At 66.1% G+C, this 13,567-nt stretch carries 7 protein-coding genes; all 7 read left to right on the top strand.

Annotated elements, in window-relative coordinates:
• Window positions 1-42: 42 nt before the first annotated feature.
• Window positions 43-426, top strand: a complete 384-nt coding sequence (gene rplL, locus ACWC2T_RS07040) for a 50S ribosomal protein L7/L12 (protein ID WP_450669411.1) — start codon at window positions 43-45, stop codon at window positions 424-426.
• A 578-nt stretch (window positions 427-1,004) separates the two neighbouring features.
• Window positions 1,005-4,490: a DNA-directed RNA polymerase subunit beta gene (rpoB, locus tag ACWC2T_RS07045; protein WP_351214411.1), complete on the top strand. Its 3,486-nt coding sequence runs from the start codon at window positions 1,005-1,007 to the stop codon at window positions 4,488-4,490.
• Window positions 4,491-4,590: 100 nt separating this feature from the next.
• Window positions 4,591-8,490 (top strand): DNA-directed RNA polymerase subunit beta', encoded by a 3,900-nt coding sequence (locus ACWC2T_RS07050; RefSeq protein WP_450669412.1) that lies wholly within the window; start codon window positions 4,591-4,593, stop codon window positions 8,488-8,490.
• A 658-nt stretch (window positions 8,491-9,148) separates the two neighbouring features.
• On the top strand, window positions 9,149-9,520 hold the full coding sequence (gene rpsL / locus ACWC2T_RS07055; RefSeq protein ID WP_003948652.1) for a 30S ribosomal protein S12: 372 nt from the start codon (window positions 9,149-9,151) through the stop codon (window positions 9,518-9,520).
• A 2-nt stretch (window positions 9,521-9,522) separates the two neighbouring features.
• The gene (gene rpsG / locus ACWC2T_RS07060; protein ID WP_055706461.1) at window positions 9,523-9,993 is read left to right on the top strand and encodes a 30S ribosomal protein S7; all 471 of its coding nucleotides are present in this window, start codon (window positions 9,523-9,525) and stop codon (window positions 9,991-9,993) included.
• A gap of 39 nt (window positions 9,994-10,032) precedes the next feature.
• Window positions 10,033-12,159, top strand: a complete 2,127-nt coding sequence (gene fusA, locus ACWC2T_RS07065; RefSeq protein ID WP_450669413.1) for an elongation factor G — start codon at window positions 10,033-10,035, stop codon at window positions 12,157-12,159.
• A 156-nt stretch (window positions 12,160-12,315) separates the two neighbouring features.
• Window positions 12,316-13,509: an elongation factor Tu gene (gene tuf / locus ACWC2T_RS07070; RefSeq protein WP_362129702.1), complete on the top strand. Its 1,194-nt coding sequence runs from the start codon at window positions 12,316-12,318 to the stop codon at window positions 13,507-13,509.
• Window positions 13,510-13,567: the final 58 nt, after the last annotated feature.

The raw sequence follows: 13,567 nt of genomic DNA on the forward strand, positions 1-13,567 counted from the left end.
TGTACATCCGGCACCAGCCGATTTAGTGGAAGGAAAGCCATCATGGCTCTCACCCAGGACGAACTGCTCGCCGAGTTCGAGGGCATGACCCTGATCCAGCTCGCCGAGTTCGTGAAGGCGTTCGAGGAGAAGTTCGACGTCACCGCCGCCGCCCCCGTCGCGGTCGCCGCCGCTGGCGTCCCGGGTGCCCCGGCCGCCGAGGCCGTCGAGGAGAAGGACGAGTTCGACGTCATCCTCACCGGCGCCGGCGACAAGAAGATCCAGGTCATCAAGGTCGTGCGTGAGCTGACCTCCCTGGGTCTGAAGGAGGCCAAGGACCTCGTCGACGGCACCCCGAAGCCGGTCCTCGAGAAGGTCAACAAGGAGGCCGCCGACAAGGCCGCCGAGGCCCTCAAGGGCGCCGGCGCGTCCGTCGAGGTCAAGTAAGACCTTCGCGACCGCAGAAACGGCCTCCTAGGGCGGCGACCGTAAAGACGTCCCCCCTGGGGCTGTAACGCGAACGCACCGAAGGGCGATCATCCATCCGGGTGGTCGCCCTTCGGCGTTCCCCGGTGTCCGGCCCGGGCTGCCTTGCACCTGTGTTCGTGAGGGGTAAGGTGATCTTCGTCCTGTCTCAGGAGGGCGGGGTTCCGGCTGGAGGCCCTTGACGAACCGCACGCAGCGCGCAATTCTCAGGACGCGTCGTCACAAGGATCCGAATCCGAGGCATGGATCGACGACGAAGAGGGCAGTATCAACGTGCGTTGAGGGCGGCATGCCGAGGGCGTTGACAAGAGCGGTGAGTACAGCGAGGGTCCCGACAAACCCGCACTGGACATCAGTGTGCCAAGTGGCTACACTGACCCTTTGCGCTGCCTGTTAGCTGTCCCCTGCCCGTCACCAGGGGTCTGCCCTCACTCGAGCACTGACGACAAAAGCCACCTTGACCTGGGGTTTCTGTCTCTGTGTACGGGAGAGGGGCCGGCACGCGCGTAGTGAGTCCGAGCCCTCGGAAGGACCCCCTCTTGGCCGCCTCGCGCAATGCCTCGACCGCGAATATGAACAACGGCGCCAGCACCGCCCCGCTGCGCATCTCCTTTGCAAAGATCAAGGAGCCTCTCGAGGTTCCGAACCTGCTCGCGCTGCAGACCGAGAGCTTCGACTGGCTGCTCGGCAACACCGCCTGGCAGAGTCGGGTCGAGGAGGCTCTGGAGAACGGTCAGGACGTCCCCACCAAGTCCGGTCTGGAGGAGATCTTCGAGGAGATCTCCCCGATCGAGGACTTCTCCGGGTCGATGTCCCTGACGTTCCGGGACCACCGCTTCGAGCCGCCGAAGAACTCCATCGACGAGTGCAAGGAGCGCGACTTCACGTACGCCGCCCCGCTCTTCGTCACCGCGGAGTTCACCAACAACGAGACCGGTGAGATCAAGTCCCAGACGGTCTTCATGGGCGACTTCCCGCTCATGACGAACAAGGGCACCTTCGTCATCAACGGCACCGAGCGTGTCGTGGTGTCCCAGCTGGTCCGTTCCCCCGGTGTCTACTTCGACTCCACCATCGACAAGACGTCCGACAAGGACATCTTCTCCGCCAAGATCATCCCGTCCCGGGGCGCCTGGCTGGAGATGGAGATCGACAAGCGCGACATGGTCGGTGTCCGTATCGACCGCAAGCGCAAGCAGTCGGTCACCGTGCTGCTGAAGGCGCTCGGCTGGACGACCGAGCAGATCCTCGAGGAGTTCGGCGAGTACGAGTCCATGCGCGCCACCCTGGAGAAGGACCACACCCAGGGCCAGGACGACGCGCTGCTCGACATCTACCGCAAGCTGCGCCCGGGCGAGCCCCCCACGCGTGAGGCCGCGCAGACGCTGCTGGAGAACCTGTACTTCAACCCCAAGCGCTACGACCTCGCCAAGGTCGGCCGCTACAAGGTCAACAAGAAGCTCGGTGCGGACGAGCCGCTGGACGCCGGCGTGCTCACCACCGAGGACGTCATCGCCACCATCAAGTACCTGGTGAAGCTGCACGCCGGCGAGACCGAGACGGTGACCGAGTCCGGTCGCACGATCATGGTCGAGACCGACGACATCGACCACTTCGGCAACCGCCGTATCCGCAGCGTCGGTGAGCTGATCCAGAACCAGGTCCGTACGGGTCTCGCCCGTATGGAGCGTGTCGTGCGCGAGCGCATGACCACGCAGGACGTCGAGGCGATCACGCCGCAGACCCTGATCAACATCCGCCCGGTCGTGGCGTCGATCAAGGAGTTCTTCGGCACCTCGCAGCTGTCCCAGTTCATGGACCAGAACAACCCGCTGTCGGGGCTGACGCACAAGCGTCGTCTGAACGCCCTCGGCCCGGGTGGTCTCTCCCGTGAGCGGGCCGGCTTCGAGGTCCGTGACGTGCACCCCTCGCACTACGGCCGCATGTGCCCGATCGAGACGCCGGAAGGCCCGAACATCGGTCTGATCGGCTCGCTCGCCTCCTACGGCCGGGTCAACGCGTTCGGTTTCATCGAGACGCCGTACCGCAAGGTCGTCGACGGCCAGGTCAGCGACGAGGTCGACTACCTGACGGCCGACGAGGAGGACCGCTTCGTCATCGCGCAGGCCAACGCGCCGCTGAACGACGAGATGCGGTTCGCCGAGGCCCGCGTGCTGGTCCGCCGCCGTGGCGGCGAGGTCGACTACGTCGGCCCCGAGGACGTGGACTACATGGACGTCTCGCCGCGCCAGATGGTGTCGGTCGCGACCGCCATGATCCCCTTCCTCGAGCACGACGACGCCAACCGTGCCCTCATGGGCGCGAACATGATGCGTCAGGCCGTGCCGCTGATTAAGTCCGAGGCCCCGCTCGTCGGCACCGGCATGGAGTACCGCTCCGCGGTCGACGCCGGCGACGTGGTCAAGGCCGAGAAGGACGGTGTGGTCCAGGAGGTCTCCGCGGACTACATCACCACCGCCAACGACGACGGCACGTACATCACGTACCGCCTGGCCAAGTTCTCCCGGTCCAACCAGGGCACCTCGGTCAACCAGAAGGTCATCGTCAACGAGGGCGACCGCGTCGTCACCGGCCAGGTGCTGGCCGACGGCCCGGCCACCCAGAACGGCGAGATGGCCCTCGGCAAGAACCTGCTCGTGGCGTTCATGCCGTGGGAGGGTCACAACTACGAGGACGCGATCATCCTGTCGCAGCGCCTCGTACAGGACGACGTCCTCTCCTCGATCCACATCGAGGAGCACGAGGTCGACGCCCGTGACACCAAGCTCGGCCCCGAGGAGATCACCCGGGACATCCCGAACGTCTCCGAGGAGGTCCTCGCCGACCTCGACGAGCGCGGCATCATCCGCATCGGTGCCGAGGTCATCGCCGGTGACATCCTCGTCGGCAAGGTCACCCCGAAGGGTGAGACCGAGCTGACCCCCGAGGAGCGCCTGCTGCGCGCGATCTTCGGTGAGAAGGCCCGTGAGGTCCGTGACACCTCGCTGAAGGTGCCGCACGGCGAGACCGGCAAGGTCATCGGCGTGCGCGTCTTCGACCGCGAGGAGGGCGACGAGCTGCCGCCGGGCGTGAACCAGCTGGTCCGCGTCTACGTCGCGCAGAAGCGCAAGATCACCGACGGTGACAAGCTCGCCGGCCGGCACGGCAACAAGGGTGTCATCTCCAAGATCCTGCCGATCGAGGACATGCCGTTCCTGGAGGACGGCACCCCGGTCGACATCATCCTCAACCCGCTGGGTGTGCCGTCCCGAATGAACCCGGGACAGGTCCTGGAGATCCACCTCGGCTGGCTCGCCAGCCGCGGCTGGGACGTCTCCGGCCTCGCGGACGAGTGGGCCCAGCGCCTGCAGGCCATCGGCGCCGACCAGGTCGCCCCGCGCACCAACGTCGCGACCCCGGTCTTCGACGGTGCCCGCGAGGACGAGCTGGCGGGTCTGCTGCAGCACACCATCCCGAACCGCGACGGCGAGCGCATGGTCCTCCCGTCCGGCAAGGCGCGGCTGTTCGACGGCCGTAGCGGTGAGCCGTTCCCGGACCCGATCTCGGTCGGCTACATGTACATCCTGAAGCTGCACCACCTGGTCGACGACAAGCTGCACGCCCGCTCGACCGGTCCGTACTCGATGATCACCCAGCAGCCGCTGGGTGGTAAGGCCCAGTTCGGTGGCCAGCGCTTCGGTGAGATGGAGGTGTGGGCCCTCGAGGCCTACGGCGCCGCGTACGCCCTCCAGGAGCTGCTGACCATCAAGTCCGACGACGTCACCGGCCGCGTGAAGGTCTACGAGGCCATCGTCAAGGGCGAGAACATCCCCGAGCCCGGCATCCCCGAGTCCTTCAAGGTGCTCATCAAGGAGATGCAGTCGCTCTGCCTGAACGTGGAGGTGCTGTCCAGCGACGGTATGTCCATCGAGATGCGTGACACCGACGAGGACGTCTTCCGCGCTGCGGAGGAGCTCGGCATCGACCTGTCCCGGCGCGAGCCGAGCAGCGTCGAAGAGGTCTGACGGGAGTCCGGCAGGGGCCTCACCACCGTGAGGCCCCCGCCGACCCCCAGGCCCCCGTTTCAGACCACAGACTTACGACCCTGAGAGGGATTGACGCATAGTGCTCGACGTCAACTTCTTCGACGAGCTCCGGATCGGCCTGGCCACCGCTGACGACATCCGGCAGTGGAGCCACGGCGAGGTCAAGAAGCCCGAGACCATCAACTACCGCACCCTCAAGCCCGAGAAGGACGGCCTCTTCTGCGAGAAGATCTTCGGCCCCACCCGGGACTGGGAGTGCTACTGCGGCAAGTACAAGCGCGTCCGCTTCAAGGGCATCATCTGCGAGCGCTGTGGCGTCGAGGTCACGCGCGCCAAGGTGCGCCGTGAGCGGATGGGCCACATCGAGCTGGCCGCGCCCGTCACGCACATCTGGTACTTCAAGGGTGTCCCCTCGCGCCTCGGCTACCTGCTGGACCTGGCGCCGAAGGACCTCGAGAAGGTCATCTACTTCGCCGCGTACATGATCACGTACGTCGACGAGGAGCGCCGTACCCGCGACCTGCCCTCCCTGGAGGCGCACGTCTCGGTCGAGCGCCAGCAGATCGAGAACCGCCGCGACGCCGACCTGGAGGCCCGCGCCAAGAAGCTCGAGGCCGACCTGGCCGAGCTGGAGGCCGAGGGTGCCAAGGCCGACGTGCGCCGCAAGGTGCGCGAGGGTGCCGAGCGCGAGATGAAGCAGCTGCGCGACCGCGCGCAGCGCGAGATCGACCGCCTCGACGAGGTGTGGAACCGGTTCAAGAACCTCAAGGTCCAGGACCTGGAGGGCGACGAGCTGCTCTACCGCGAGCTGCGGGACCGCTTCGGCACGTACTTCGACGGCTCGATGGGTGCCGCGGCGCTGCAGAAGCGCCTGGAGTCCTTCGACCTCGAGGAGGAGGCCGAGAAGCTCCGCGAGATCATCCGCACCGGCAAGGGCCAGAAGAAGACCCGTGCCCTGAAGCGCCTGAAGGTCGTCTCCGCGTTCCTGCAGACGTCCAACAGCCCCAAGGGCATGGTCCTGGACTGCGTCCCGGTCATCCCGCCGGACCTGCGTCCGATGGTGCAGCTGGACGGTGGCCGCTTCGCGACCTCCGACCTGAACGACCTGTACCGCCGTGTCATCAACCGCAACAACCGTCTGAAGAGGCTCCTGGACCTCGGTGCCCCGGAGATCATCGTCAACAACGAGAAGCGCATGCTTCAGGAGGCCGTTGACGCCCTCTTCGACAACGGCCGTCGCGGCCGTCCGGTGACCGGTCCCGGCAACCGCCCGCTGAAGTCCCTCAGCGACATGCTGAAGGGCAAGCAGGGCCGCTTCCGTCAGAACCTGCTCGGCAAGCGTGTCGACTACTCGGCGCGTTCCGTGATCGTCGTCGGTCCGCAGCTGAAGCTGCACCAGTGCGGTCTGCCGAAGGCGATGGCGCTGGAGCTGTTCAAGCCGTTCGTGATGAAGCGCCTGGTCGACCTGAACCACGCGCAGAACATCAAGAGCGCCAAGCGCATGGTGGAGCGCGGCCGCACGGTCGTGTACGACGTCCTCGAAGAGGTCATCGCCGAGCACCCGGTCCTGCTGAACCGTGCTCCCACCCTGCACCGCCTCGGCATCCAGGCCTTCGAGCCGCAGCTGGTCGAGGGCAAGGCCATCCAGATCCACCCGCTCGTGTGCACCGCGTTCAACGCGGACTTCGACGGTGACCAGATGGCCGTGCACCTGCCGCTGTCCGCGGAGGCGCAGGCCGAGGCCCGCATCCTGATGCTGTCCTCGAACAACATCCTCAAGCCGGCCGACGGCCGTCCGGTGACGATGCCGACCCAGGACATGGTCCTCGGTCTGTTCTTCCTCACCACCGACGGCGAGATGCGTGACGTCAAGGGCGAGGGCCGCTCGTTCGCGTCCGTGGCCGAGGCGATCATGGCGTTCGACGCCGGCGAGCTCTCGCTGCAGTCGCGCGTGGACATCCGCTTCCCGGTGGGCACCATCCCGCCGCGCGGCTGGACCCCGCCGGCCCGCGAGGAGGGCGAGCCGGAGTGGCAGCAGGGTGACAGCTTCCGCCTGAACACCACGCTGGGCCGCGCGCTCTTCAACGAGCTGCTGCCCGAGGACTACCCGTTCGTCGACTACGAGGTCGGCAAGAAGCAGCTCTCCGAGATCGTCAACGACCTCGCCGAGCGCTACCCGAAGGTCATCGTGGCGGCGACGCTCGACAACCTGAAGGCGTCCGGCTTCTACTGGGCCACCCGTTCCGGCGTCACCGTCGCCATCTCCGACGTCGTCGTTCCCGAGGCGAAGAAGGAGATCGTCCGCGGCTACGAGGCGCAGGACGAGAAGGTCCAGAAGCAGTACGAGCGCGGTCTGATCACCAAGGACGAGCGCACGCAGGAGCTCATCGCGATCTGGACCAAGGCGACCAACGAGGTCGCCGAGGCGATGAACGAGAACTTCCCGAAGACCAACCCGATCTTCATGATGGTGAACTCGGGTGCACGAGGCAACATGATGCAGATGCGTCAGATTGCCGGTATGCGTGGTCTGGTGTCGAACGCGAAGAACGAGACGATCCCGCGTCCGATCAAGGCGAGCTTCCGCGAGGGCCTCTCCGTGCTGGAGTACTTCATCTCCACGCACGGTGCCCGTAAGGGTCTGGCGGACACCGCCCTGCGTACCGCCGACTCGGGTTACCTGACCCGTCGTCTGGTGGACGTCTCGCAGGACGTCATCATCCGCGAGGAGGACTGCGGCACCGAGCGTGGCCTCAAGCTCCACATCGCGGAGGTCGGCGCGGACGGCGTGCTGCGCAAGGCGGACAACGTCGAGACGTCCGTGTACGCGCGCTGCCTCGCCGAGGACATCGTGGTCGACGGCAAGGTGCTGGCCCCGGCCGGTACCGACCTCGGCGACGTGCTCATCGACGAGCTGGTCAAGAACGGTGTCGCGGAGGTCAAGACCCGCTCGGTCCTGACCTGCGAGTCCGCTGTCGGCACCTGCGCGATGTGCTACGGCCGTTCGCTGGCCACCGGCAAGCTGGTCGACATCGGCGAGGCGGTCGGCATCATCGCCGCCCAGTCCATCGGTGAGCCCGGTACCCAGCTGACGATGCGTACCTTCCACACCGGTGGTGTGGCCGGTGACGACATCACCCAGGGTCTGCCGCGTGTCGTCGAGCTCTTCGAGGCCCGTACCCCGAAGGGTGTCGCCCCGATCTCCGAGGCGAGCGGCCGTGTCCGCATCGAGGAGACCGAGAAGACCAAGAAGATCGTCGTCACCCCGGACGACGGCAGCGACGAGACGGCGTACCCGATCTCCAAGCGTGCCAAGGTCCTGGTCAGCGAGGGCGAGCACGTCGAGGTGGGCCAGCAGCTCACCGTGGGTGCCACCAACCCGCACGACGTGCTGCGCATCCTGGGCCAGCGTGCCGTCCAGGTCCACCTGGTCGGCGAGGTCCAGAAGGTCTACAACTCGCAGGGTGTGTCGATCCACGACAAGCACATCGAGATCATCATCCGGCAGATGCTCCGCCGTGTGACGATCATCGAGTCCGGCGACGCCGAGCTGCTGCCCGGCGAGCTGGTCGAGCGCTCGAAGTTCGAGACCGAGAACCGTCGTGTGGTCCAGGAGGGCGGTCACCCGGCCTCCGGTCGTCCGCAGCTGATGGGTATCACCAAGGCCTCGCTGGCGACGGAGTCCTGGCTGTCGGCCGCCTCCTTCCAGGAGACGACCCGAGTCCTGACGGACGCGGCGATCAACGCCAAGTCCGACAGCCTCATCGGCCTCAAGGAGAACGTCATCATCGGTAAGCTCATCCCGGCCGGTACGGGCCTGTCCCGCTACCGCAACATCCGGGTCGAGCCGACCGAGGAGGCCAAGGCCGCGATGTACTCGGCCGTCGGCTACGACGACATCGACTACTCGCCGTTCGGCACCGGCTCCGGCCAGGCCGTTCCGCTGGAGGACTACGACTACGGTCCGTACAACCAGTAAGCGAGCAGCTTGACGGGCGGTCACCCCTCGGGGTGGCCGCCCGTCGGCGTTTCACCGTTCGTGCTCCAGCCGGGCCTGGAGATGGTGCAGTCGGGTGTCGACGTCCGGATGAGAGTCCAGCAGCCGGGCGAGCAGGGATTCCCTGCCGGGCCCGGCTGCCGAGCACCGTGTCGACCCGCGTGGCGAGCCGCAGCAGGAGGCGCCGGGCGAGCCGGCCGGGCAGCGCGTACCAGAAGGCCGGCAGTGTGGCCCAGGCGTGCCCCAGCGGCGGTGAGCGGGGTGACGCGGTCCTCCTGCTCCAGCCGGGCGATCGGCGACAATCAGCCGCGTGGCCGAACCGGAAGCCTCGGCGGCCCGGATCGTCAAATCGAAGATCACGTAGCATACCCGGGCTTGACATCACTCGCCGTCCGAGGCGGGCGGGCCCCATTTGTTTTGACCACAGCCAATGAGGTAGGTACGCTCAGACCTTGTGCCTGGGGTGTGCCCTGGCTCTCGTGCGTGCCTTCAAACCGCATGGCGAGCCATGAGCGGCCACCGTAATCTGTGCTCTTTTCGCCTTGCGGCGGGAGTCCGCCGGATTCGACACACCCGACCGCGTGGGTCGGCGACGTTCCAGGTTAGCTGTACCCATCGGCACACAGAAACCGGAGAAGTAGTGCCTACGATCCAGCAGCTGGTCCGCAAGGGCCGGCAGGACAAGGTCGAGAAGAACAAGACGCCCGCACTCGAGGGTTCCCCTCAGCGTCGCGGCGTCTGCACGCGTGTGTTCACGACCACCCCGAAGAAGCCGAACTCGGCCCTCCGCAAGGTCGCGCGTGTGCGTCTGACCAGCGGCATCGAGGTCACCGCTTACATTCCGGGTGAGGGACACAACCTGCAGGAGCACTCCATCGTGCTCGTGCGCGGCGGCCGTGTGAAGGACCTGCCGGGTGTTCGCTACAAGATCATCCGCGGTTCCCTCGACACCCAGGGTGTCAAGAACCGCAAGCAGGCTCGCAGCCGTTACGGCGCCAAGAAGGAGAAGTAAGAATGCCTCGTAAGGGCCCCGCCCCGAAGCGCCCGGTCATCATCGACCCGGTCTACGGTTCTCCTCTGGTGACCTCCCTGATCAACAAGGTGCTGCTGAACGGCAAGCGCTCGACTGCCGAGCGGATCGTTTACGGCGCCATGGAGGGCCTGCGCGAGAAGACCGGCAACGACCCGGTCGTCACCCTCAAGCGCGCTCTCGAGAACATCAAGCCGACCCTCGAGGTCAAGTCCCGCCGTGTCGGTGGCGCCACCTACCAGGTCCCGGTCGAGGTCAAGCCCGGCCGTGCCAACACCCTGGCGCTGCGCTGGCTGGTCGGTTACTCCCGCGCCCGTCGCGAGAAGACCATGACCGAGCGTCTCCTCAACGAGCTTCTCGACGCCTCCAACGGCCTCGGTGCGGCCGTGAAGAAGCGCGAGGACACCCACAAGATGGCCGAGTCCAACAAGGCCTTCGCGCACTACCGCTGGTAGTCGCTACCCACATCGAGACCGAGAGAAGACTGAAGCCTTATGGCTACCACTTCACTTGACCTGGCCAAGGTGCGCAACATCGGCATCATGGCCCACATCGACGCGGGCAAGACGACCACCACCGAGCGGATCCTGTTCTACACCGGTGTGTCTTACAAGATCGGTGAGGTCCACGACGGCGCTGCCACCATGGACTGGATGGAGCAGGAGCAGGAGCGTGGCATCACGATCACCTCTGCTGCCACCACCTGCCACTGGCCGCTGGAGAACGTCGACCACACCATCAACATCATCGACACCCCGGGCCACGTCGACTTCACCGTCGAGGTGGAGCGCTCCCTGCGCGTCCTCGACGGTGCCGTGACGGTGTTCGACGGCGTCGCCGGCGTTGAGCCGCAGTCCGAGACGGTGTGGCGTCAGGCGGACCGCTACGGCGTTCCGCGTATCTGCTTCGTCAACAAGCTCGACCGCACGGGCGCCGAGTTCCACCGCTGCGTGGACATGATCTCGGACCGCCTGGGCGCGCAGCCGATCGTCATGCAGCTCCCGATCGGTGCCGAGGCCGACTTCAAGGGCGTCGTGGACCTGGTCCGCATGAAGGCGCTCGTGTGGTCCGCCGAGGCCACCAAGGGCGAGATGTACGACGTCGTCGACATCCCGGCCACGCACACCGAGGCGGCCGAGGAATGGCGCGGCAAGCTCCTGGAGGCCGTCGCCGAGAACGACGAGCAGCTGATGGAGCTGTACCTGGAGGGCGAGGAGCCCACCGAGGAGCAGCTCTACGCGGCGATCCGTCGTATCACCATCGCGTCCGGCAAGGGCAAGGGCACCACCGTCACCCCGGTGTTCTGTGGCACCGCGTTCAAGAACAAGGGCGTGCAGCCCCTGCTCGACGCGGTCGTGCGCTACCTGCCTTCCCCGGTTGACATCGAGGCCATCGAGGGCCACGCGGTCAACAACCCGGAGGAGGTCGTCAAGCGCAAGCCGTCCGAGGACGAGCCGCTGTCCGCGCTGGCGTTCAAGATCATGAGCGACCCGCACCTCGGCAAGCTCACCTTCGTCCGGGTCTACTCGGGCCGCCTGGAGTCCGGCACGCAGGTGCTGAACTCCGTCAAGGGCAAGAAGGAGCGCATCGGCAAGATCTACCGCATGCACGCCAACAAGCGTGAGGAGATCGAGTCGGTGGGCGCCGGCGACATCGTCGCCGTCATGGGCCTGAAGCAGACCACCACCGGTGAGACGCTGTCCGACGACAAGAACCCGGTCATCCTGGAGTCCATGGACTTCCCGGCGCCGGTCATCCAGGTCGCCATCGAGCCCAAGTCGAAGGGCGACCAGGAGAAGCTGGGCGTCGCGATCCAGCGCCTGGCCGAGGAGGACCCGTCCTTCCAGGTCCACTCGGACGAGGAGACCGGCCAGACCATCATCGGTGGTATGGGCGAGCTGCACCTCGAGGTGCTGGTCGACCGTATGCGCCGTGAGTTCAAGGTCGAGGCCAACGTCGGCAAGCCGCAGGTGGCGTACCGCGAGACGATCCGCAAGGCCGTCGAGCGCGTCGACTACACCCACAAGAAGCAGACCGGTGGTACCGGTCAGTTCGCGAAGGTGCAGATCGGCATCGAGCCGCTCGAGGGTGGCGACACCTCGTACGAGTTCGTGAACAAGGTGACCGGTGGCCGTATCCCGAAGGAGTACATCCCTTCGGTGGACGCCGGTGCGCAGGAGGCCATGCAGTTCGGCATCCTCGCCGGTTACGAGATGACCGGCGTGCGCGTCATCCTCCACGACGGTGCCTACCACGAGGTCGACTCCTCCGAGCTCGCCTTCAAGATCGCCGGTTCGCAGGCCTTCAAGGAGGCCGCGCGCAAGGCCAGCCCCGTGCTGCTCGAGCCGATGATGGCCGTCGAGGTCACCACGCCCGAGGACTACATGGGTGAGGTCATCGGCGACATCAACTCCCGCCGTGGCCAGATCCAGGCCATGGAGGAGCGGGCCGGTGCCCGCGTCGTGAAGGGCCTCGTGCCCCTTTCGGAGATGTTCGGTTACGTCGGCGACCTGCGCAGCAAGACGTCCGGCCGCGCCAGCTACTCCATGCAGTTCGACTCCTACGCCGAGGTTCCGCGGAACGTCGCCGAGGAGATCATCGCGAAGGCCAAGGGCGAGTAACGCACCGCGTTCACACGCCGTAGGCTTGACTCCGGAGCCTCAAGGGGCAAACAGCCGTAAACCCGGATGTTTGCCCCCGGTTCCGGGCCTTTACAGCAAAGATCACCTGGCGCCGATGAAGTAAGGCGTACAGAACCACTCCACAGGAGGACCCCAGTGGCGAAGGCGAAGTTCGAGCGGACTAAGCCGCACGTCAACATCGGCACCATCGGTCACATCGACCACGGTAAGACGACCCTCACGGCCGCCATTACCAAGGTGCTGCACGACGCGTACCCGGACCTGAACGAGGCCACCCCGTTCGACAACATCGACAAGGCGCCCGAGGAGCGCCAGCGCGGTATCACCATCTCCATCGCGCACGTCGAGTACCAGACCGAGGCGCGTCACTACGCCCACGTCGACTGCCCGGGTCACGCGGACTACATCAAGAACATGATCACCGGTGCCGCCCAGATGGACGGCGCGATCCTGGTGGTCGCCGCGACCGACGGCCCGATGCCGCAGACCAAGGAGCACGTGCTCCTGGCCCGCCAGGTCGGCGTTCCGTACATCGTCGTCGCCCTGAACAAGGCCGACATGGTGGACGACGAGGAGATCCTGGAGCTCGTCGAGCTCGAGGTCCGTGAGCTCCTCACCGAGTACGAGTTCCCCGGCGACGACGTTCCGGTCGTCAAGGTCTCCGCTCTCAAGGCCCTCGAGGGCGAGAAGGAGTGGGTGGACTCCGTCCTCAACCTGATGAACGCCGTCGACGAGTCGATCCCGCAGCCGGAGCGCGACGTCGACAAGCCGTTCCTCATGCCGATCGAGGACGTCTTCACCATCACCGGTCGCGGTACGGTCGTCACCGGCCGTATCGAGCGTGGTGTCCTCAAGGTCAACGAGACCGTCGACATCATCGGCATCAAGCCGGAGAAGACCTCCACCACGGTCACCGGCATCGAGATGTTCCGCAAGCTGCTCGACGAGGGCCAGGCCGGTGAGAACGTCGGTCTGCTCCTCCGTGGCATCAAGCGCGAGGACGTCGAGCGCGGCCAGGTCATCATCAAGCCGGGTTCGGTCACGCCGCACACCGACTTCGAGGCCCAGGCCTACATCCTGTCCAAGGACGAGGGTGGCCGCCACACGCCGTTCTTCAACAACTACCGTCCGCAGTTCTACTTCCGTACGACGGACGTGACCGGCGTGGTGACCCTCCCCGAGGGCACCGAGATGGTCATGCCGGGTGACAACACCGAGATGACGGTGCAGCTCATCCAGCCCGTCGCCATGGAAGAGGGCCTGAAGTTCGCCATCCGCGAGGGTGGCCGCACGGTGGGCGCCGGCCAGGTCACCAAGATCGTCAAGTAAGTTCCGCTTGCTTGAGGGTCACCTGACCTGAAGGTCTTCCGACCTACGGGGAGGCCCG

Source organism: Streptomyces sp. NPDC001393, from assembly GCF_053597455.1.